Annotated in this window: 18 protein-coding genes; 6 read left to right on the top strand and 12 right to left on the bottom strand. The window is 47.7% G+C overall.

The window, feature by feature from the left end:
* Positions 1–20: 20 nt before the first annotated feature.
* Together H4O21_RS09765 and H4O21_RS09760 are read left to right on the top strand one after the other, a co-directional pair.
* Positions 21–1,058, top strand: coding sequence for an NADP(H)-dependent aldo-keto reductase (locus tag H4O21_RS09765; protein WP_182808681.1), 1,038 nt, complete (start codon positions 21–23; stop codon positions 1,056–1,058).
* Positions 1,059–1,225: 167 nt separating this feature from the next.
* Positions 1,226–1,681 (top strand): DMT family transporter, encoded by a 456-nt coding sequence (locus H4O21_RS09760; protein WP_182808680.1) that lies wholly within the window; start codon positions 1,226–1,228, stop codon positions 1,679–1,681.
* 125 nt (positions 1,682–1,806) lie between these two features.
* On the opposite strand, the gene H4O21_RS09755 is transcribed toward H4O21_RS09760, so the two are convergent.
* Together H4O21_RS09755 and amt are read right to left on the bottom strand one after the other, a co-directional pair.
* Positions 1,807–2,715, bottom strand: coding sequence for a DMT family transporter (locus H4O21_RS09755; RefSeq protein ID WP_182808679.1), 909 nt, complete (start codon positions 2,713–2,715; stop codon positions 1,807–1,809).
* 179 nt (positions 2,716–2,894) lie between these two features.
* Positions 2,895–5,093: an ammonium transporter gene (amt, locus tag H4O21_RS09750; protein ID WP_182808678.1), complete on the bottom strand. Its 2,199-nt coding sequence runs from the start codon at positions 5,091–5,093 to the stop codon at positions 2,895–2,897.
* 278 nt (positions 5,094–5,371) lie between these two features.
* Here amt and yaaA point away from each other — a divergent pair, with 278 nt between their 5' ends.
* Positions 5,372–6,148, top strand: coding sequence for a peroxide stress protein YaaA (gene yaaA, locus H4O21_RS09745; protein WP_182808677.1), 777 nt, complete (start codon positions 5,372–5,374; stop codon positions 6,146–6,148).
* Between the two features lie 298 nt (positions 6,149–6,446).
* On the opposite strand, the gene H4O21_RS09740 is transcribed toward yaaA, so the two are convergent.
* The 3 genes from H4O21_RS09740 to glaH all read right to left on the bottom strand — a co-directional run bounded on the left by H4O21_RS09740 (position 6,447) and on the right by glaH (position 10,293).
* Positions 6,447–7,625 carry an acyl-CoA dehydrogenase gene (locus H4O21_RS09740; protein WP_182808676.1) on the bottom strand — a complete coding sequence of 393 codons (1,179 nt, stop codon included), beginning with the start codon at positions 7,623–7,625 and terminating at the stop codon, positions 6,447–6,449.
* Between the two features lie 361 nt (positions 7,626–7,986).
* Positions 7,987–9,180 (bottom strand): L-2-hydroxyglutarate dehydrogenase, encoded by a 1,194-nt coding sequence (gene lhgD, locus H4O21_RS09735; RefSeq protein ID WP_182808675.1) that lies wholly within the window; start codon positions 9,178–9,180, stop codon positions 7,987–7,989.
* A 141-nt stretch (positions 9,181–9,321) separates the two neighbouring features.
* Positions 9,322–10,293: a glutarate dioxygenase GlaH gene (gene glaH / locus H4O21_RS09730; RefSeq protein WP_182808674.1), complete on the bottom strand. Its 972-nt coding sequence runs from the start codon at positions 10,291–10,293 to the stop codon at positions 9,322–9,324.
* 178 nt (positions 10,294–10,471) lie between these two features.
* Here glaH and csiR point away from each other — a divergent pair, with 178 nt between their 5' ends.
* On the top strand, positions 10,472–11,155 hold the full coding sequence (csiR, locus tag H4O21_RS09725) for a DNA-binding transcriptional regulator CsiR (RefSeq protein ID WP_182808673.1): 684 nt from the start codon (positions 10,472–10,474) through the stop codon (positions 11,153–11,155).
* A gap of 119 nt (positions 11,156–11,274) precedes the next feature.
* Here the strand turns inward: csiR and H4O21_RS09720 are convergent, their stop codons facing one another.
* The 6 genes from H4O21_RS09720 to H4O21_RS09695 all read right to left on the bottom strand — a co-directional run bounded on the left by H4O21_RS09720 (position 11,275) and on the right by H4O21_RS09695 (position 17,753).
* Positions 11,275–11,712, bottom strand: a complete 438-nt coding sequence (locus tag H4O21_RS09720) for a universal stress protein (protein WP_182808672.1) — start codon at positions 11,710–11,712, stop codon at positions 11,275–11,277.
* Positions 11,713–11,810: 98 nt separating this feature from the next.
* Positions 11,811–13,130 carry a TRAP transporter large permease gene (locus H4O21_RS09715; protein WP_182808671.1) on the bottom strand — a complete coding sequence of 440 codons (1,320 nt, stop codon included), beginning with the start codon at positions 13,128–13,130 and terminating at the stop codon, positions 11,811–11,813.
* Position 13,131: 1 nt separating this feature from the next.
* Entirely contained in the window at positions 13,132–13,686 is a 555-nt protein-coding gene (locus H4O21_RS09710) for a TRAP transporter small permease subunit (RefSeq protein WP_182808670.1), read from the bottom strand.
* A 94-nt stretch (positions 13,687–13,780) separates the two neighbouring features.
* On the bottom strand, positions 13,781–14,806 hold the full coding sequence (locus tag H4O21_RS09705; protein WP_182808669.1) for a TRAP transporter substrate-binding protein: 1,026 nt from the start codon (positions 14,804–14,806) through the stop codon (positions 13,781–13,783).
* Between the two features lie 826 nt (positions 14,807–15,632).
* Positions 15,633–16,133, bottom strand: coding sequence for a TIGR00645 family protein (locus H4O21_RS09700; RefSeq protein WP_182808668.1), 501 nt, complete (start codon positions 16,131–16,133; stop codon positions 15,633–15,635).
* A gap of 381 nt (positions 16,134–16,514) precedes the next feature.
* The gene (locus H4O21_RS09695) at positions 16,515–17,753 is read right to left on the bottom strand and encodes a CaiB/BaiF CoA transferase family protein (RefSeq protein WP_182808667.1); all 1,239 of its coding nucleotides are present in this window, start codon (positions 17,751–17,753) and stop codon (positions 16,515–16,517) included.
* A gap of 186 nt (positions 17,754–17,939) precedes the next feature.
* Between H4O21_RS09695 and H4O21_RS09690 the strand changes: the two genes are divergently transcribed.
* Complete coding sequence (locus H4O21_RS09690; RefSeq protein WP_182808666.1) at positions 17,940–18,860, top strand: LysR family transcriptional regulator; 921 nt, start codon at positions 17,940–17,942, stop codon at positions 18,858–18,860.
* Between the two features lie 34 nt (positions 18,861–18,894).
* Here the strand turns inward: H4O21_RS09690 and H4O21_RS09685 are convergent, their stop codons facing one another.
* Entirely contained in the window at positions 18,895–20,940 is a 2,046-nt protein-coding gene (locus H4O21_RS09685) for a sensor domain-containing diguanylate cyclase (protein WP_182808665.1), read from the bottom strand.
* A gap of 96 nt (positions 20,941–21,036) precedes the next feature.
* Here H4O21_RS09685 and H4O21_RS09680 point away from each other — a divergent pair, with 96 nt between their 5' ends.
* Positions 21,037–21,225, top strand: a complete 189-nt coding sequence (locus tag H4O21_RS09680; RefSeq protein ID WP_182808664.1) for a DUF2970 domain-containing protein — start codon at positions 21,037–21,039, stop codon at positions 21,223–21,225.
* Positions 21,226–21,406: the final 181 nt, after the last annotated feature.

Here is a 21,406-nt window from a genome sequence, read left to right as displayed (position 1 = left end):
AATCTGATCAGGAGCAAGAAATGATCTATCAGACACTGGCGAATACTCATCTCAATGTCAGCAAGCTTTGCCTGGGTACTATGACCTGGGGAGAGCAGAACACAGAGCAGGAAGCTCACCAGCAGCTGGATTATGCCCTGGAACAGGGCATTAACTTTATTGATACTGCAGAAATGTATCCTGTGCCGCCAATGGGTGAAACCCAGGGACGCACAGAGAGCTATATAGGCAGCTGGCTGGCAGCCCGTGCAAACCGCGACAAAGTGGTTCTGGCCACTAAAGTAGCAGGCCCCGGAGACTGGTTAACCTATCTGAGAGGAGGCCCTCGCCTGAATAAAGAGCATATACAGCAAGCACTGGATGCCAGCCTGCAACGTCTGCAGACCGACTATATTGACCTTTACCAGCTGCACTGGCCTGACCGTAACACTAACTTTTTTGGCCAGCTGGGCTACACCCATCAGGAAGAGGAAAATACCACACCTCTGCTGGACACTCTGGAAGCACTGAATGACCTGGTACAAGCCGGTAAAATCCGTCATATCGGTGTATCCAATGAAAGCCCCTGGGGCGTGATGAAATATATGCAGCTATCAGAGCAACATAACCTGCCACGCATGATCAGCATTCAGAACCCTTATAACCTGCTGAACAGAACCTTTGAAACCGGACTAGCAGAAATTGCTCATCGAGAACAGATCCCTCTGCTGGCCTATTCACCTCTGGGCTTCGGTGTACTGAGCGGTAAGTACCTGGATGGACAATGGCCTGAGAAAGGGCGTTTAACCCTCTATAAGCGCTTTCAGCGCTATACCAGCGAAAAAGCCGAACAGGCGACCAGTGCATACGTTGAGCTGGCCAGAGAACATGGCCTTGATCCGGCACAAATGGCGCTGGCCTTTGTCACCGGACGCAGCTTCACAGGCAGTAATATCATCGGCGCAACCACAATGGATCAGCTAAAAAGCAACATTGCCAGTGCTGAGCTGACGCTGAGTGAAGAGGTTCTGAACGGTATTGAGGCAATACACCAGCAGATGCCGAATCCATGTCCGTGATATCCTGACAATCGCTATAAGCCTGTGTGAAACGCTTCTGACCGACAGCCGGGGATATCTGCGTCCGGTTCGTCGGTTCTGTTAACCTCCACAGCTATATTCAGATAAACCGGATCTGGCCGATCTCAACAGATCCTTACTTTCCCAATCAGGCAGACACAGATACTATGATCTTTTCGACTATTACCATCTGGGCCGCTCTGGCCCTGCTGGCCGGAGCACTGATGCCAATGCAATCCGGCGTCAACAGTACTCTGGCACAGAACAGTGAAGGTGCAATATGGGCATCCTTTATCTCTTTTGTCGTTGGTACCCTTTCTTTATTTATTGTTGCCGTACTGACCCGTCAGGAATGGCCTGCTATGGCCAGTCTGAAACAAGCGCCCTGGTGGGCCTGGACCGGAGGACTAATGGGTGCGGTATTTGTCGCCACATCAGCATTTCTGGCTCCCAGACTGGGAGCCGCCACCATGATGGCACTGTTTGTTGCAGGTCAGTTAACCATGTCTTTAATGCTGGATCACTTTGGCTGGGCAACCTTCCCTCAGCACAGTATCAACCTGTGGCGAGTACTGGGCGTAGTCATGCTATTCTGCGGCGTGCTGCTTATCCGTTTTAACTGATCCGCAGAGTTACGGCACAGCCCCTTCGAGGTGCATCACAGATTCAACATGTATTTCAGCGCCTGAGAGACAAGTACCACACCCTGCTGTATATAACAGGCTCTGCAATATACAGCAGGATCGACTCAGGCAGGTTTACGGGCAATCACTGTTGCCAACCAGATACCCCCGAAAATCAGGGCAAAACCGGTAAAATGGAACAGTTGCAGGGTTTCCCCCAAAAACAGCACTGCCAGCGTAATTCCAAACACAGGAATCAGATGAATAAACTGACCACTGCGATTCGCCCCCAATTCAGCTACCGCTCGGTTCCAGAACAGATACGCCAGAATCGAAGCAAAAATGGTCACATACAACACACTGGCAACAGAAGTCACTGTAAATGGCATAGGTCGGCCATTCAGTGTCTCATAGAGGTAAAAAGGAAACAGCACAATCACGCCGACAAGAACGGTCAGGGCAAAAAAAGCAAAACCTCCCAACTCTGTCGGTTTCAGCCGCAACAGAGTGGAATAAACGGCCCAGCAGAACACTGCAGCCAGAATCCAGGCCGTACCACCATTCAGAAAATCCATATCAACAATGGATGCCGGGCTGCCCTGAGTCACTACAACCACAACACCTGCCAGAGATAACAGCATACCGGCGCCCTGTAACAGAGATACCTTTTCCCGGAAGAATAACCAGGACAACATCAGAATAATCACAGGACAGGCCGATTGCAGCAGAATACTGTTGCTGGCCGGAGCGGTTTGCAATCCCATATACACCATAGTATTGAAGCAGGCCACACTGAACACAGACAGTACCAGCAGAATAAGCCAGTGCTGACGAATGACCGGCCAGCTCTGTTTAAGACGAGGCAATGCAAACGGCAGGATAACAACCAGAGCAGTCAACCAGCGCCAGAAGCTGAGTCCAACCGGCGGCACATCCAGATGAACGGCACGACCCAGAACAAAGTTTCCGGACCAGAATAACGTAGTCATCACCAGCAAAAGATAGGGTGATACATTAAGAAATGAACGCTGCATCCTGTTTCCTTATCAGAACCAAACAAGTCATATCCATCCCAACCAATCTTAAACATGAGAGGACTGATTTGTGACTTGTCAGGATGGGTAGCACAGGATACTAGCGTAAAGCCTGGCTATCGCCTATCGCCCTTTTTGGGTGAGCAGATTAATTTTTCCCATCTGCTCGCCTCAGCTTATCACTGTACTACCTGCCGGACAGAGTAACTGGCCACCGAAGCCTGTAAGCCCTGCGCCAGAGATTCAATGTTCTGCCCCAGGCCGTTCAGTACCCTGACCTCTTCTGCGGTATGCAACACCACATCATTAATCTGACGAATATTATGATCCACTTCTATCGCAATCTGTGATTGCTGTTCCGCCACTGTGGCGATTTCAGCACTGCTATGGTTAATCGCATGAACCATATGATTAATCGCCGCAAAGGCATCACCAGAACCACTGACGGCTAATACACTGTTATCTGCCAGCTGATGCCCGCTTTTCACCAGATCAACGGCACTGCTGACCTCACTCTGCAGCTGACCAATGGTATCCTGAATATGCCGGGTATATCCCTGTGTCTGCTGAGATAGTGTACGCACCTCATCAGCTACTACAGCAAAGCCTCGTCCGGCCTCACCGGCTCTGGCTGCTTCAATCGCCGCATTCAGAGCCAGAAGATTGGTTTGTTCTGATACGCCTTCAATGGTTTCCAGTATTCCGGTGATGGCCGATGTTTTACTCTCCACCTGCTGCGTCACCCGATGCACTTGTGAGATCTGTTCGGCCAGTTCATGAATCCCTTTTACACTGTCTTTCACCAGATTGTGACCATTAGAGGATTGCTGAGTTGCTTCTTCTGTCTGAGCTGAGGTTTCACGTACACTGGCAGCCAGTTGTTTCACCGCAGCAGACAGCTGAGTAATAGCGGTAGTGATATGCAGACTCTGCTCTTTCTGACTGGAAACACCAGCCTCCAGCTCTTCGCTGGCTTTAGCCATCGCATGAGCATAATCGGTCAGCTCACCCGATGCGGATTTTATATCACCAATCGCTTTCTCGTAACTGTCCAGAAACAGGTTAAAAATAGCCCCCAACCGTTCATATTCACTGCCAGTGTCAACTTTCACTCTGCGGGTCAGATCACCATCTTTAATAATCATCTGCATTGCTTCCTGCATATCCAGCAGCGCAGAGCTGGCACCGTGCTCACTGACATTCAGGCCTCGCTCTTCATCTTCTGGTGGCACTCTTAATGCGCCAAAGGCTTTCAGCAGGGCAAAGATCACGTAACCCAGACCAAAACCCCAGACAAATACAGCAAATACACCGGTCAGTTGCACCAGCAACTGATCTGTCACACTGCCATTTACCAGAGCGGATTCCGGCGCAAAGAATGCCAGCATAATGGTTCCCAGAGCACCACAGACACCATGTGCTGCCACCACGTTAACCGGATCATCCACCCGCATCATATGCAGAATAATCCACTCCGCCAGATACAATACAGCACCTGCCGTAAAACCAATGACCACCGCACCGACAGGCTCTACCACAGCACAACCTGCAGTAATGGCCACCAGACCACCGACGACACCATTCAGCAGTTTTTCAACATTCACTTCACGGCGCTCATGCAGCATCATCGACAGGAAAAAACAGCTCAGGCCACTGGCACCGGCTGCCAGCATAGTATTGGCGATGATTTTAGCGATACTGGCATCGCCACTCAGAGTACTGCCACCATTGAAGCCAAACCAGCCAAACCAGAGAATCAGCACCCCGACTACAGCCAGAACCAGGCTATGTCCCTGAATTTTATTCACGCCACCCTGTTTATTAAACACACCTAAACGAGGCCCGACCACGATAGCCCCTGCCAGTCCGACCCAGGCTCCCAGAGAATGCACCACCGTTGAACCGGCAAAATCAATCATGCCTTGCTGAGCCAGCCAGCCATCACTATTCCAGATCCAGTGCCCGGACACCGGATAAATCACACAGGTCGTCAGAATAGCCACAACCACATAGGCCAGAAACTTTGTTCGTTCCGCTACCGCTCCGGATACAATTGTGGCTGCTGTTCCGGCAAAAGTGGCCTGAAAGGCAAAAGCAGCAAAATCAGAAGGTTCAGATAAACCGGACAGACCAAAACCGCTGCTGCCAATCCATCCACCCGAACTTGCGCCAAACATCAGGGCGTAACCGACCGCCCAGAAAGTCAGTACAGAAATAATGAAATCAGTAATATTTTTAATCGCAACATTGATGCTGTTCTTGGCCTGTGTCAGTCCTGACTCTAATGCAGTAAATCCAGCCTGCATAAACATCACCAGTGCAGCAGAGACCATAATCCAGACAAGATCCAGATTGGCCTGTACATTTGCCGCATCCATAAACCACACCCCATTTTTTCATCATAGTTATACCTGTCTCCTCGCAAGAGCTATGCCAGCAAAAAAAAGGTCAAATCATCTGACAAATAACTATATAACAGATGAATAAGCCACCAAAATTGTCATAAGACAGCAATACACTCGACACTTAGCGCACCAAAAAAGTGCAAAAAACACCATTCAGCAATATTATGGTGCACCGCAATAACCAACTATTTCACCAGGGTATAAGATGCTGTTATGATTACGCATTCAGTCAACAGCCTCCGGAATCTGCGATGAAAATTGTAATATCACCAGCCAAAACGCTGGATTTTGAAACCGCCCCTGTGACCGAACAATTCAGTCAACCGGACTGGCTTGATGATAGTCAGCTCCTGATTAATGAATTGAAGCATCTTTCTCAGGCTGATATTGCAACCCTGATGAAACTGAGTGATAAGCTGGCAGCACTGAACATGGCTCGTTTTGGCAGCTGGAGTCGCCCCTTTACCCAGGACAATGCCAAACAGGCTTTGCTGGCATTTAAAGGCGACGTTTACACAGGACTGGCGGCTGAAACCTTCTCGGAACAGGATTTTGTATTTGCTCAGCAACATCTGAGAATTCTGTCGGGTCTGTATGGGTTGCTGAAACCGCTGGATCTGATTCAGCCATATCGCCTGGAGATGGGCACAAAGTTTGCTAACCAGCGGGGCAAAGATTTGTACCAGTTCTGGGGTAATAAACTGACGGCAGCACTCAATCAGGAGTTAGCCGAACAGCCTGAACCGGTACTGATTAACCTGGCTTCAAATGAGTACTTTAAAGCAGTAAAGGCGAAAGAACTGCAGGCCCGGATTATCACACCGGTCTTTAAAGATTGGAAAAACGGACAATACAAAATGATCAGTTTCTATGCCAAAAAAGCCCGAGGACTGATGAGCGCTTACATTATTAAAAACCAGCTGACCGGACCTGAGCAGCTGAAACAGTTTGATCTGGACGGATATTATTTCAGTGAAGAGCAGAGTAAAGGCGATCAGTGGTGTTTCCTGCGAGATCATGAAGAATAACGCTGAACACGCTCAGATACCGGCATAGTCAAGATTTAAGCCTGATAATCACAATCGGAATAAATTTGATGAAGTTGTTCCGGAGCAACGAATCAGGGCACGATAACGATTATCCGGCCAAGACAAAAAAAGCCCGCTCATGGCGGGCTGCAAAGCACAATTGGCCTGGCAATAAACTTCCCCCTGCTAAGCAGAGATAAACAGGGAAAAGGACACGAACACAGTGCATACCGGACCTGGCAGGGCCCGGTATCTGTTCAGCGCAGCACTAAAGGCACTGAACAGCTGACAATAATGATCAGCCGAATGCCTGAATCCCGGTCTGTGCACGACCCAGAATCAGTGCGTGAATATCGTGAGTCCCTTCGTAGGTGTTCACCGCTTCCAGGTTCATGGAGTGACGGATTACGTGGAACTCATCAGAGATACCGTTACCACCGTGCATATCACGGGCAACACGGGCGATATCCAGCGACTTACCGCAAGAATTACGTTTAATCAGGGAGATCAGTTCAACCGGGCACTGGCCTTCATCCATCAGACGACCTGCCTGCAGACATCCCTGCAGACCCAGAGTGATTTCAGTCTGCATGTCAGCCAGTTTCTTCTGCACCAGCTGAGTCGCAGCCAGAGGGCGTTTAAACTGAATACGATCCAGAGAGTACTGACGCGCAGCATGCCAGCAGAATTCAGCCGCACCCAGTGCACCCCAGGCAATACCATAACGGGCTTTATTAAGGCAGCCAAACGGGCCTTTCAGACCTTTTACATTAGGCAGCAGGTTCTCTTCCGGTACAAAGACGTTGTCCATCACGATTTCACCGGTGATAGATGCACGCAGAGAGAACTTACCTTCAATCTTCGGTGTGCTCAGACCTTCCATACCACGTTCCAGAATGAAGCCATGAATTTCACCATCCAGTTTCGCCCATACCACCATCACATCAGAGATCGGCGAGTTGGTGATCCACATTTTGGCACCGGTCACACGGAAACCGCCATCAACACGCTCAGCACGGGTTTTCATACCACCCGGATCAGAACCAACATCTGGCTCGGTCAGACCAAAACAGCCAACCCACTCACCGGTGGCCAGTTTTGGCAGATACTTCTGACGCTGCTCTTCAGAGCCATACGCGTAAATCGGGTGCATGACCAGGGAAGACTGCACACTCATTGCAGAGCGATAGCCGCTGTCTACACGCTCTACTTCACGTGCCGCCAGGCCATAGCAAACATGGTTTACACCGGCGCAACCGTACTCTTCCGGCAGTGTGCTGCCCAGCAGACCCATTTCACCCATCTCATTCATAATTTCGCGATGGAAGATCTCTTCACGGTTAGCTTCCAGAACACGGGGCTGCAGACGACCCTGGCAGTATTCACGGGCCATGTCGCGCACCATGCGCTCTTCTTCTGTCAGTTGCTGATCAAGATTGAACGGGTCTTCCCAGTTAAACGCGACACGCTGGCTCATGTCTCACCTCTGTCTATTTACTCGTATCAGTTTGGAATTGTTATACCGCAGAAGACCACCCGGTCCGCTACGCTTATTGCTATTGGATAGGCAAGAAGTTATATCCCTGGAAGCAATAAGTACAATATATGAAATATATATTTTTTATAATTTTTGATTATCAAGCAACATATACAAAAACAGCGGGAATATTCAAAGATACTTCCGCTGTCAGTGATAGCTGGGTCTGTATAAGATCATTGAATCAAACAGATCTTTAAAAACAAAGCCTTAGCTATTGTTTGCTCTGATAACTCCGCAGTTTATATCTGTCCGGAGCCGGAGCTGATGCCAGCTCAGAGTCAGAGTATAAGCTCTGCTATCAGGCAAAATTTTCAGCCGCTTCCTGCAGAATATGTTTACCAATCGGAATCGCAGAGGTCGCTGCCGGAGAAGGGGCGTTACAGACATTAATGGTGCGTTTTGTCTTCACAAACAGGAAATCATCCACCAGATTACCATCCTCAGACACCGCCTGAGCACGTACACCTGCCGGGTAAGGCTGCAGATCCGATTTTACAATCTTCGGACAATATTTATTCACTTCCTTCAGGTACTGACCTTTAAACAGAGAGTTTTTCGTTTCGATCAGACCTGGCTTCAGATTTTTATACAGTACCTTCAGAATGCCCGGATAAGTCAGTGCTTCCAGACTGTCTTTCAGAGAGATATCGGTCTTTTTATAACCTTCACGCTTCCAGGCCATCACCGCATTCGGACCTACCGTTACCGTGCCATCGATCATGCGGGTCAGGTGTACCCCCAGGAAAGGCATGCTCGGATCAGGGATCGGATAGATCAGATGATTGACCACCTGATTATGCTCTGGTTTCAGCAGGTAATATTCACCCCGGAAAGGACAGATCTTAAAGGTCGGCTTAATGCCCAGCATTTTTACTACACGATCCGCCATCAGACCTGAACAGGAGATCATATACTGACTGGTAAAGCTGCCTCGACTGGTGAATACCGTTACATCAGAATCGCTTTCTTTCAGTGCCGTTACTTCGCAGTTAAACTGGATTTCGCCACCCATTTCACGGACTTTATCCGCCATCACTTCGGTCACACGGCGATAGCTGACAATACCGCTGGAAGGGACAAAGATACCGCCGATACCTGTGATATTCGGCTCACGCGCTTTCAGCTCTTCAGCATTCAGCCAGTAGCGCTCCAGGCCGTTGGCTTCAGTGCGCTCCCACAGCGCTTTCATGCGCTCCATTTCCAGCTCATTGGTCGCAACCAGCAGCTTACCGCATTCATCATACGGAATATCATTTTCATCACAGAAGGTTTTGGTCGCTTTATTACCTTCCAGGCAGAATTTAGCTTTAAGACTGCCCGGCGTGTAATAAACACCGGCATGAATCACGCCGCTGTTATGTCCAGTCTGATGCTGAGCGACCTGAGCTTCTTTTTCGACCACCAGCAGTTTTTTGCCGGGTTGTTGTTGCAGTAACTGCATCGCAGTGGACATACCAACAATGCCACCGCCGATGATGATGTAATCGTACATTTTATTCCTCGCCTGACGCGAAAACCCCTGAGAGGCAAGCCTCTCAGAGGTCTGAATTTATCTCAGCGACTATTGTTATGAATAGACACTGGATGAACAAGTCCCTGCCGGAACATTTACCTTAAGAAAACACGCCTCAGATTACTGACGTGGGTTGCGCAGCGTTTTCTTATGCGTGAAGTAACCACGCTGACGCATCAGCTCACGACGTAAACCGTCATGTGGTGTAAATTTATCGCGGCCGTGCAGCCACATGTGGTTGTTAATCAGCAGGAAACTGCCCACAGGTACACGGATCGACTGAATACCCTTGCTGCTTTCGAAAGATTCACCCAGCTCAGAGAGCCATACGCCTTCTTCAAAGTTAGCAGGCTGAGCAAACTGATCGATGTACGAGGTGATCAGGTCACCGTTTACATCCAGATCAAATACCGGGTGGTAAGTCTCTTTAGAGATATTCTTACTTGGCGGAACAGCCCAGCGGATATCACGGAATGCCAGAGGGTTAGTGGAAAACTTCTCCAGATCTTCCCAGTCATCCAGGTGCAGTAGCAGAGAGTTACCGCCTTCCATGTTCTGCTCATCAATCTTCAGCATCAGGTTGAAGTCAGTATCTTCTTCAACGTAAGTACCGTCGTTGTGCAGTTCCATAACACGGTGTGGCTGACGCAGGTAGCTGTCAGAGTTATCGCTGTTCACTACCGCAAAACGGGCATAGTACTTACCGCTCATGGCATCAAAGTTAGAACGACCCATCAGGTGACATACAGCTGTAGTGAAACGCACCATATCTTCTGCCTGAGATACATCATCCAGACCTTCAGGAGTAATCAGCAGAGCACCGGTATTACGGTCAACCAGCGTATCCACCAGCAAAGACTGCAGCTGATTACCACACAGATCATCCAGTACTTTCGCGACACGAAAACGCAGGAAAGATTTATACTCCAGCGCCTGAATCGGCCATTCCTCAATTGCAGCAAAGAATTGATCAACGGTTTCCTTGTTGAACGTCAATTGCAGCAGGCGGCCATTGCTCTGCTCAGATACAGCTAAAGTAAAACCTTGGTATTTCGTTTCTGCAGGAATGCCTGCCTGTTCAACAACACTCATCTCTCGACTCCTGAAGTGCATATAGGGTAATGCGACACATCAAATGCCATGTGCAGATGAATAATATATTTATTATTTAAAAATATCTACATTTTTATAATTTGAAGACAAAATAGCTGATTTATCCCTTTCCAGTCTGAGTTTATAATCAGACGATCTGGTCACAACGGATGCCGAAATGAGCAAAGACACCGCAGCACAAAGCAAGGCGAATCAGGCCACTATCGCTTACAGACTCCTGAAGCAGGATATCATCAAGGGAATACACCAGCCTGGCGATAAACTGCTGATGAGCCATCTGAAAGAGAGCTATGACATAGGTGCAGGCCCTATGCGTGAAGCTCTGTCACAGCTGGTGGCTGATCGCCTGGTAACCGCTATCAGTCAGCGAGGGTTTCGTGTTGCCGAAATGTCTTTAGAAGAACTGACCGATATCTATGATGCCCGCGCCCATCTGGAAGCACTGATCACCGAACTGGCCGTTGAGCGTGGTGATGACAGCTGGGAAGCCACAGTTCTGGGTGAAGCTCATAAATTATCCAGAGTGAACGAAGTCAATTCACCGGAAGAGATGCTGGAGGTCTGGGACAGTCGCCATAAATCCTTCCACAACGCGATTGCCAATGGCTGCAGCTCCGTCAAACTGCTGGAACTCAGAATGTCTTTACTGGACCAGGCCGAACGCTATCGTCAGCTATGGCTGCGTCAGACCGTATTTTCACAATCGGCCTTAGAAGGGAAGCGTCAGGAACACTCTGATCTGGTAGATGCCCTGCTTGACAGAGATAAAGCACGGGCTAAACAACTGATGTACGAACATATCCTCAGCCCGATCCCGGTTATCCGGAATCTTCTGCCATAACCGATAAACATTCTGTTAAAGGCGCATTGATCTGTCTGATGCGCCTGTCCAGAAAGGCCACCAATTATGGCAGCCTGTTCGGATCATCAGATACCGATAAGCATAATTAAGACGCTGTTTTACCAGCTATGATCATCCCGGATCACAAACACAGAACAATCCGCATGGCGCAGAATTTTCTCGGCATTAGAACCCAGCAGATAACTGGATAACCCCGGACGACCTGCCGCCACCAGAATGACATCCGGCTTGACCTTTCCCGCCTCTTCCAGCACCGCATCATAAACCACACCTTTACGCACCCGGCATTTACCCTGCAAAGCTTCCGGCACATGCTTTCTGAACAAGGCCTTCACCTGTTGTTTGGTTTCCTGTCGGGCCTGTTCAACAGCATCACCAGAAATAGAAAAATTGGCATGATGGATCATGGTTTCATCAACATAGACCCCATGAATAAAGCCATTCTCATTGCCTATCAGCTGTTGCGCCAGAGCGACAGCCTTAGGAAACATATCTTCATGTTCCAGATCCATCGGGATCAGAATCGATTTATACATATCAGTCCTTAAAGATCAGAGTCAGCGCTATGCTGCAAAACAAACGATAAGGGTGCGTCTCCGCACCCCTAATATGACACAAATAATTTATAGATCAGTCAGGGGCCCATCACCTTATTCGGCAGCCACATCACCAGATCAGGGAACAGCATACAAATGATCAGTACCATGAGTTTCAGCAAGATGAAAGGCGTCACCGATTTGTAGATATCCAGCATGGTCACTCCGGGAGGAGCGATCCCTTTCAGATAGAAAAGAGCAAAACCATAAGGCGGTGTCTGTACGGCAATCTCAATATTCAGAATCATCAGGATACCGAACCAGATAGGGTCAAAACCCAGATCCACAACAATTGGCGTAAACAGCGGCGCACACATCAGAACGATAATAAACTCGTCGATGATAAAGCCCAGCCCCAGCATCACCAGCTGCATCAGAATAATCACACCCAGAGGTGGTAATCCCAGATCTTCGGTAAAGCTGGCAATCATATCCTGAACGCCCATCAACAGATGGAAGTTACTGAACAGGGTCGCTCCGAGGATAATCCACATGGCCACACTGACCAGCATGGCGGTTTCCATACCCGCCATCTTAAACATGCCCAGTCGGAAACGTTTAAAGAAGAAGGCCAGAATCACGGCCCCCACGACCCCGATAGCACCGGATTCCGTAGGTGTGGCAATACCACTGATAATACTGCCCAGTACCGCAAAGATAAGCAGCACGGACATAAAACCATCACGCAGGGTGCGGGCCTTTTCTTTCGGCGTCATCGTCGCTTCCTGACCTGTGCCCAGAGGCGCTCGTTCAGGATTCAGCTTGCAGCTGATAATGATATAACTGACCAGGAAGATAATCGCCAGAACCGCCGGGAACAGCGCAGCAACAAACATCTTACCCACAGAGTTCTGCGTGGATGCTGCGAACATAATCATAGGTACACTGGGCGGAATCAGGATACCCAGACCACCACCGGCCATAATGACACCCAGTGCCAGCTTCTTATCGTAGCCACGATCCAGCATCGGTTTCAGTGCAATACTGCCCGAGGTCATAATCCCGGCGCCGATAATACCCACCATGGCACCGATCATGGAGCAGACGCCAATCACACTGATTGCCAGCGAGCCACGCAGCTTGCCAATTACCAGCTGGCTGGCATTAAACATCGCATCACCAATACCAGACCGGGTCAACAGCTGCCCCATATAGATATACAGAGGAATCGACAGCAGGATAAAGCTGAACAGTACCGATTCAAAGGTGTTCGGCAGAATATTGAAAATGCCGTCACCCCAGGAGGCGTATCCCACGGCCATAGCAATGCCGCCGAGGGCAAAACCTACCGGTGCACCCAGAGCAAAGCTCACCAGGATACACAATAATAAGATGCCAGTAAGTGCTTCAATTTCCATATTAAGCTTCCTCCTGGTCTGCGTCGATTTCAGGCTCAGGAATCAGATCCTGAGCAGTAAACAAATAATAAATGTCTTTAATCATATTGCAGGAGATCTGCAGCATAATCAGTGCGCCGGACACGATCAGCATCATCCAGAAATGGTGCGTAGGCGGAGCCCAGTTACTCATTTTCCGGTAGTCAAACTTCACCGCTTCGCCAAACTTTTCATATGCCACAATAATCAGAATAAACATGAAAAAGGCCGCCAGAATGCCAGTCAGAATATTAAATACCCGCTTAGTCTTACTGGAAACAGCCAGATAGAGAATGTCCACGTTAATATGAGCATTCTTCTGGTAAGCATAGGCGCCGCCTAATGCCGCCAGATAAGAAGAGAAAAACAACGAAGTATCATAGGCCCAGATCGTCGGCTGGTTAAAAACGTATCGTGAGCATACTTCGTAGGCGATTACTAATGCCAGACAGGGCATCAGAATCGAAATACTTTTTCCGATAAAACTGACAAGCCGGTCGATCCCTGAACAGTAGAAAACAAAAATTTTTTTAACCATAGCGCCACAGCCTGAAGTGAAAAAAATAAAGGGCGAAGTTTCGCCCTTTATTTAACAACGGAACATCAAGTCAGAAGATGAGTAAGATCAGTGCTTACTGCTTCTTCAGGATCTCGACCAGCTCAGCGCTGAATTTGTCTGTCTTAGAATACTCGTCCCACAATGTTTCACCGGCTTTAGCCCAGGCCTCTTTATCTGACTTACTTGGCTCAGGGCTCCACTCCATGCCTTTCGCCTGCATATCTGCTACCGCCTGAGATTCCCACAGACGCGACTTAGTCATCTGGTCACGAGCGTGTACTGCAGTAGCGGCTTTAACGATCTCTTTCAGATCATCCGGCAGTTTGTTCCATGCTTTCTGGTTTACGATAACCGGCAGTACCTGAGCACCTGCCAGTGGCAGACGGTACATGTATTTAGCCACTTCTACGTGGTTACCATCACGATGATCAATCAGGTTACTACCGATAGAACCATCGATTACACCTGTCGCCAGGCCCGTGTAAATTTCACTCCAGGTCATAGATACCGGAGAAGCACCCAGGTTACGAACGAACTTACCATAAGCACCTGGTGCACGCAGCTTCAGACCTTTGAAGTCTTCAACAGAGTTGATTGGCTTTTTCGTCAGCAGATATACAGGAGGCTGGATGTACGGGTTCAGGTAAACCAGACCCTGCTCACCGTAAGCACGGCTAAGAACATCATTGAAACCTTTCTCATGGAACAGAACACTCAGCTCGCCCACATCAGCCGTACCACCTGGCAGACCTACTTCAACAATACCAGCTGGCAATTCACCGGCATTCATTGGCTGGAAGTGTGCGCCCATAGTGATCAGACCGGATTTAACCGCGCCCAGAATACCCGTAGTGGATACACCTTCGCCAGCATACATCATCTTAACTTTGATGCGGCCGCCAGACATTTTCTCGATGTTTTCAGCCATGCTGCCGTAAACATCACCAAATGCAGTACCACGAGTGTACAGGTTAGCAAAACGCCAGTTATGCTCAGCACCGTATGCCGTCGATGTTGCAGCCAGAGTGCCAGCACCCAGAGCCACAGACAGAGTTCCGGTGATTACCTGTTTTTTCAGTTTCGAAAAGTTCTTCAGCATTTTTCTCTACTCTTATTAATTATTTTATAGGGCGCAATCCGGCAGCGGATGTCACCATCAGATCTTCAGGGCTAAATCCTGATTCCCGAACAAGATCCTGATCAAATCCTGCACAATTCCCGGCTTTTACACTGAATAGCGGCGATTAAAACCGATATCAGCACTTTCACTCAGGTCACAGAATTTTCCTCAGCACTGAACCCTTCTCCTGCCCATAGAGCCGGAGCAGCAGTAAAACAGTTCTCAATCACCGGATATAACTTCCAGTCCATGAAAACAGCGATTCAGGTGCTCAGAATTCTGGCTGTTTACAGTCCCTGCACAGACTATTTCCGAAGGTATAGATATCGTTAAAATAAGTAAAGTATATGGTATTTATAATTATCATAATATTTTCTTATGGACAAAAAACCATTTTTTTTACAAGGATAAACAACCACTTACAACCATTCATGCGTTTGTTTTTCTGTGCTTTTCTCTGCTGATTTATGTCTGTTTCAAGCGCAAGGTCATCTTTTTTACATGCTCGGAAATGCCTTGTCAGAGATGAATACGACACAAACTCTGAAGATTGGCTGAATCAAACTCTGAAATACAATATTCCACAGGAGAACAAAGCCATCGTGAATCGGGCCGTCATTATTCCCCAGACAACAGCTGGAGAATAATGAGTGGGTTAATTTCAGAATCCATCAGTGCAAATTGATTAAAACAATATAGAACAGGGAGCATCCAGCCAGCTTACTTTCCTCTAATGAAACACAGTACCTTCTGGTTATAATTACATAGCCTGAAGTACTGATATACAGGCTAAGAAAGCAGCTAATTAATGCCCTTGTCCCTTTTTAGAAACAATATAATCAGTCAAAGCAAAAAATACGCCAGTAAATACAAAAGTAATATGCACCCCCACTTTCCACATCATTACATCATTTGTATTATTATCAATGTTAATAATGGCGCGTAAAAGCTCGACTGACGATATAGCTACAATTGCAGTAATTAACTTCAGCTTTAAATCAGAAAAGGTCACTTTCCCTACCCAGCCAGGCTTTTTATCACTTTCAATATGACTGAATTTTGATACAAAAATATCATAACCACTAAAAACAATAATAATGATCAGACAAGCAATCAGGGTAACATCAAGCAGAGTCAATATAGATATTAATGAATCATTTTTTGATATTTCAGCAAAGCTATAAACCAGCCAGAACAGCTCTTTCAAAAACTTACCAAGCAGAATAAATAAAGCCAGAATAAGCCCAAGAAAAAAAGGAGCAAGCAGCCACCGACTTCTGAAAACAATGCTTTCAATTTTTTTCATATACTATCTCTCGATTTTCATCACTAGCATTAATTTAACAACTACTAATAAAATATCGTAACAGGATAGCTAAATAGCTTCTTCCAATAAAGAGATATTATTCTGGTACATAGCCTGTGTTTTCAAGCATGGAATTACATCAGCTCCATCCCCCCTCCAAGCGACTATTCAGCACAGAGACTTTAAGCCTCCTGGCCTGGATATTTCTTTTCTCTCGGATTGGAGGGGAAAGTGTATAAATATTGATAACTGGTTGTTCAGGCGCTTAAACACCTGAACATAAGCTTTAAAGTCAAAAGTTACCGGATCTCCCGGCTACACCCGGCAACACAGAATGCATCCGTTCAGATAAAGATCAAAAACAGAGACCAGCTTCCGGCATTAAGTTGCTTCTCCACCTGAAATAACTCCCTGTTCATAAAGATAAGTAATCTGATCTGAGCTCAGCCCTGCCTCTTTAAGAATATGCTGTGTATGCTCACCCAGCGTAGGTGCGGCTCTGTCATAACGTACCGGAGTACCCGACATTTTCAGCGGGTTAGCAACAGAAGGCATACTACCGGCCACCGCTGTATCATGGGCAACATCCAGTTTCATTCCCCTGGCCTGAATCTGAGGGTCCTCAAAAACATCCTTAATGGTATTAATCGGGCCACAGGGAACGGACAGTGCCTCCAGTGCGTTGATCCAATCTGTAGTGCTGCGCGTCAGAATCAGTTCTGCCAGGGTTTCTGCCAGAGTCTCTCTGTTAGCCACACGCTGAGCATTGGTCTGATACCTTTCATCATCAGCCAGATACTCAGCACCGGCCTCACGACAGAATTTTCTGAACTGATCATCATTGCCAACAGCCAGAATCATATAACCATCTGATGTGGCAAAACTCTGATAGGGCACAATATTAGGATGTGCATTGCCAAGGCGTTTCGGGGCCGTGCCAGACACCAGATAATTCATAGCCTGATTGGCCAGACAGGCCACCTGAACATCCATCAGAGCAACGTCAATATACTGACCTTCTCCGGTTTTCTCCCGAGCCGCCAGTGCAGCCAGTACACCAGTCGTGGCGTACATACCCGTCAGAACATCAGTCAGGGCAACACCAACCTTCTGAGGCCCTGCTCCGGGACGCCCGTCTTTCTCTCCGGTAATGCTCATCAGGCCGCTCATGGCCTGAATCAGGAAGTCGTATCCCGGACGTTTCGCATAGGGGCCATCCTGACCAAAACCGGTAATCGAGCAGTAAATAAGGCGCGGATTGATCGTTTTAAGGCTATCGTAATCCAGGCCATATTTTTTCAGGCCACCCACTTTATAGTTTTCCAGCAGGATATCGCAGTCTTTAACCAGATTACGGATTACTTCCTGCCCCTGAGGGCTGGTGATATCCAGTGCAAGGGAGCGTTTATTGCGGTTGGCACACAGATAATAAGCGGCTTCCCCCCGCTCCTGCTGATGCACATCCATCCAGGGAGGCCCCCAGCTGCGGGTATCATCCCCTCGCTGCGGTCGTTCGATTTTAATGACATCAGCACCAAGATCAGCCAGCAATTGGCCCGCCCAGGGGCCTGCCAGAATTCGGCTCATATCCAGTACACGAATATGAGATAACGCACCCATATCAACCTCCTTACAGAATCAGCCGGATATTTTCAGAGCTCAGGTCAAAAGCTCTGTGGTAACTCCCTCTCAGTCCGGATGACTCTTATTTTATTTATTGTGTCTGTAAGCAAATTAACGAGGCACGTTCAATAATTACAATATATAGTATGTATAATTTTAATAAGCATATCGAATGGCCGGATAATGGATATCAAGCGACTGAAATATTTCTGTGCTCTGGCACAGATCGGAAACTTCACACATACCGCCACTCATCTGGGGATTGCACAGCCCGCCCTGAGTATGGCAATCAAAAAGCTGGAAGAGGAAGTAGGTCTGAAACTGGTCAACCGTGCAGAACGGAAAATGACTCTGACATCAGACGGTGAAGTACTGCTCAGACACGCTCAGCGTATTCTGAATACGGTCAGTGAAGCGGAACTGGAGATCCAGGAGCTGAAAGGTTTTGAAACCGGTACTATTCAGTTCGGCGCCTCCAGCATGCTCAGCTCCTATTACCTGCCGGAGATGCTGGCCTCCTTCAAAAAGCAGTACCCGAAAGTCCGGGTTAATCTGATTGAAGCAGGTACCGCTTCATTGCAACAGATGTTGCTGGAAGGTGAGCTGGATATTGCCCTGATTCGTTCCGATCGCCCCCATGAACAGATTCGTTGTGTCGAGCTGTTTCAGGAGGAAGTCGCAGCCTGTGTTCCACAGGATCATCCTCTGAGTCAGCAGCAGGAAATTACTCTGGAAACCTTCTGTCGTGAACCTCTGGTGCTGTACAGAGAAGGCTATTTTTTACGGGAAGCGGTCAGCAAATACAGTCGTCAGCACCATATTAAACTGGATATTCGCTTTGAAACGAACCTGATTGATCTGCTGAAATCCCTGGTCGAGAATGAAGTAGGAATCAGTACAGTTCTGTCCCGCATTGTTACTGAAAAAGATAAACTGACTACAATTCCTTTCACGCCCAGAATACCGCTCTATATTGGCCTGGGCTGGAAAAAAAACCATTATCTGTCTAAAGCCAGCCGTGCTTTTGTTGATTTTATGCAGAATAATCTGCCAGAAGGCCTGGATTTAGCACTCCCCGTTAATCAGATAGAAACATTCTCCTGAAAGCCCTGCGATGATACCGGACAGATAGCCGGTATCATGATCCCTGATAACTCCGGGAAGAATAAAGCTGGCTGCGATTTCTGCCCTGTTGCTTACTTTGATACATGGCTACATCAGCATTCTTGATCAGCATTTTGGCATCCATACCATCGCCAGGAGCCAGAGTAATGCCGATACTTCCTGAAATTTCAACCTGCGCTACGCCAATATCGACAGGCTGGCTGATTACAGAGAGAATTTTATCCGCTACACTCAGGGCATCCTGAACGGAGTTCAGGTCATGCAGAATCAGATTAAACTCGTCACCACCAATCCGGGATACCACATCACTTTCTCGCACCGTATCTTCCAGATGCCTGGCAATAGCCTTCAACAACGCATCACCAGCTTCATGACCATAGTTATCATTGACCTCTTTAAAATGATCCAGGTCCAGATACAACAGAGCAATCCCTCCCTGATTGCGACGCACCTTTTTCAGCGCCTCATCCAGGCGATCCTTAAATAAGCGACGGTTTGCCAGACCTGTCAAAGGGTCATAAAACGCCAGCAGCTCCATGCGTTCCTGATCCTTTTTCAACTGAGTAATATCTTCACTGACACTGACCAGATGAGTAATTTCGCTTTCCTGATTTTTAATCGGAGCAATGGAACTGACTACCCAGAACTGATCACCATTTCTTTTCTGCAGCAGGCGCTCACCACGCCAGATATGTCCCGTCAGAACGGTACTCCAGATATCCCTGACAATCTCTGCTTCTTTCTCTTCACAGGACAGAAAACCGACTTTTCGCCCCAGTAATTCTTCGGCACTGTAGCCGGTACAGCTTTCCAGACTGGAGTTAACGTATTCCAGTGTCAGCTCAGCATCAGTAATCATGACAAAGCTGGCGGAGTACTCAATAGCCTGAGATAACATACGCAGCTGCTGATCCATCCGATCTGCATCAATCGCAATAGAAGCCAGTTGAGTATTCGCATGCATCAGCTCCAGCTGCGCCGTTGTCGGTTCAGCAATTTTTTTGTGATAGAGCGCGAATGTGCCCAGAATTTCACCATGCCGGTTTTTAATAGGAATGGACCAGCAGGCTTTAAGGCCTGCTCGCAATGCCAGCTCTTTATAGTCGCGCCAGTAATGATGAGTACTGATATCGCTGACAATGACAGGCCTTCCGGTAAAAGCCGCTGTACCGCAAGAACCCTGCTGTTCGCCAATTTCAGCACCGTTAATAGCCTGATTATAAAAGTCAGGCAGGCTGGGGGCCGCGGCAGTCAACAGGTAACGTCCGGACTTATCCAGTAACAGAATCGAACAATAAAGGCCGGGGAAGGTTTCTTCAGTAAAACCTATCAGGCTATTGAATACATTCTGTAAAGGTGCTCCCTGCGCCATCATTTCAAGGATATTATTCCTGTATTTATAAATGATTTCCCTCTGATGTTGCTCGGTAATATCCTGACTGATACTCAGAATACCTGTCCGCCCGTCTTTCACCGCCCTCAGTGGTGCTTTCGAGATATGCATCAGACGCAGCTTACCCTCAGAATCATGTAACCAGCGGGATGCTTTCTGAGTAATACCCGTGGTCAGTACCAGTTTATCCTGCTCCCGTATTCCAGCCGCTTCCGTATTTTCAAACAGCTCATACTCGGTATGCTGCAGAATCTGGCTGCGCTTTTTACCTGTGAAAGATTCAAATGAAGTATTAAACTCGATGTATTCGCCATTTTTATTCTTAAAACTGATCAGATGAGGCAGGTTATCCATCAAGGAACGCAATAACTGATGCTCTTCACTTAACTGCTCAGCTTTTTCTGCAAGACCAGAACTGAGCGCTTTAGCCCGCTTGGCCTGGCGGAATTTTTTCAGGGCAAAAATGCCCAGCCCGACGATAATCAGAAACTGTATACCACCAATAAAAATGGCCACAAAGCGCCAGAAATCCAGACTCTGGATCAGGTCTGCCAGATGATCATCTGCTTTCAGAGGTGCAGATAACCAGAACAGTATAATGCCTGTCAGGTAACTCTGTTTTAATGCAACTCTGACGAAAGCCCTCTGCATAAGTTGACAGATCATCCCTATTTCTCCCGGAAAAGCCGTTATACAGGCACTGCGGCACTTTTAGTTATATCTTTGATCATAGGATATAAATCGGCAGATGGAGAAAGTGGTATGAAATCCTTCCTATCAATTGTTCGCAGTGTGCTGGCTGCCTTTCTGGGTGTACAGAGTGAAAAAAACCGACAACAGGATTTTAAGTCAGGCTCAGCATGGCCCTTTATTGTCACAGGTATCATGTTGACAGTCCTGTTCGTTATTCTGCTAATTCTGCTGGTTCGCTGGCTGACTCAGACAACATAAGCAGATCAGACACCTGTAAGCTTTACTGTCGCAATCTGTCTTATGTGAAAAATATTTATTTTTCAGGATATTAAAAACCCAAAAGTGCGACCTGGTCCTTGTCAGACAACCCGGCTCATTCTATGCAACACGGTATAAGCTTCTGATAAGAGTTTTATCCTTTCATTACTTGCACTTTCAA

The sequence above is a fragment of the Oceanospirillum sediminis genome, assembly GCF_014164585.1.
Classification (GTDB): domain Bacteria; phylum Pseudomonadota; class Gammaproteobacteria; order Pseudomonadales; family Halomonadaceae; genus Oceanospirillum; species Oceanospirillum sediminis.
The sequence above is the reverse complement of the archived record's forward strand: the minus strand, read 5'-3'. Positions and strand labels throughout refer to the sequence as shown.

Excerpts from the sequence above, each read along its gene's own strand:
- amt (WP_182808678.1), bottom strand. The coding sequence starts at position 5,093 with ATGGATGCGGCAAATGTACAGGCCAATCTGGATCTTGTCTGGATTATG.
- H4O21_RS09680 (WP_182808664.1), top strand. The coding sequence starts at position 21,037 with ATGAAATCCTTCCTATCAATTGTTCGCAGTGTGCTGGCTGCCTTTCTG.
- H4O21_RS09685 (WP_182808665.1), bottom strand. The coding sequence starts at position 20,940 with ATGATCTGTCAACTTATGCAGAGGGCTTTCGTCAGAGTTGCATTAAAA.
- H4O21_RS09740 (WP_182808676.1), bottom strand. The coding sequence starts at position 7,625 with ATGAGCCAGCGTGTCGCGTTTAACTGGGAAGACCCGTTCAATCTTGAT.
- H4O21_RS09695 (WP_182808667.1), bottom strand. The coding sequence starts at position 17,753 with ATGGGTGCGTTATCTCATATTCGTGTACTGGATATGAGCCGAATTCTG.
- H4O21_RS09690 (WP_182808666.1), top strand. The coding sequence starts at position 17,940 with ATGGATATCAAGCGACTGAAATATTTCTGTGCTCTGGCACAGATCGGA.
- lhgD (WP_182808675.1), bottom strand. The coding sequence starts at position 9,180 with ATGTACGATTACATCATCATCGGCGGTGGCATTGTTGGTATGTCCACT.
- H4O21_RS09710 (WP_182808670.1), bottom strand. The coding sequence starts at position 13,686 with ATGGTTAAAAAAATTTTTGTTTTCTACTGTTCAGGGATCGACCGGCTT.
- H4O21_RS09765 (WP_182808681.1), top strand. The coding sequence starts at position 21 with ATGATCTATCAGACACTGGCGAATACTCATCTCAATGTCAGCAAGCTT.
- H4O21_RS09700 (WP_182808668.1), bottom strand. The coding sequence starts at position 16,133 with ATGAAAAAAATTGAAAGCATTGTTTTCAGAAGTCGGTGGCTGCTTGCT.
- H4O21_RS09705 (WP_182808669.1), bottom strand. The coding sequence starts at position 14,806 with ATGCTGAAGAACTTTTCGAAACTGAAAAAACAGGTAATCACCGGAACT.
- H4O21_RS09720 (WP_182808672.1), bottom strand. The coding sequence starts at position 11,712 with ATGTATAAATCGATTCTGATCCCGATGGATCTGGAACATGAAGATATG.
- H4O21_RS09715 (WP_182808671.1), bottom strand. The coding sequence starts at position 13,130 with ATGGAAATTGAAGCACTTACTGGCATCTTATTATTGTGTATCCTGGTG.
- csiR (WP_182808673.1), top strand. The coding sequence starts at position 10,472 with ATGAGCAAAGACACCGCAGCACAAAGCAAGGCGAATCAGGCCACTATC.
- glaH (WP_182808674.1), bottom strand. The coding sequence starts at position 10,293 with ATGAGTGTTGTTGAACAGGCAGGCATTCCTGCAGAAACGAAATACCAA.
- H4O21_RS09760 (WP_182808680.1), top strand. The coding sequence starts at position 1,226 with ATGATCTTTTCGACTATTACCATCTGGGCCGCTCTGGCCCTGCTGGCC.
- yaaA (WP_182808677.1), top strand. The coding sequence starts at position 5,372 with ATGAAAATTGTAATATCACCAGCCAAAACGCTGGATTTTGAAACCGCC.
- H4O21_RS09755 (WP_182808679.1), bottom strand. The coding sequence starts at position 2,715 with ATGCAGCGTTCATTTCTTAATGTATCACCCTATCTTTTGCTGGTGATG.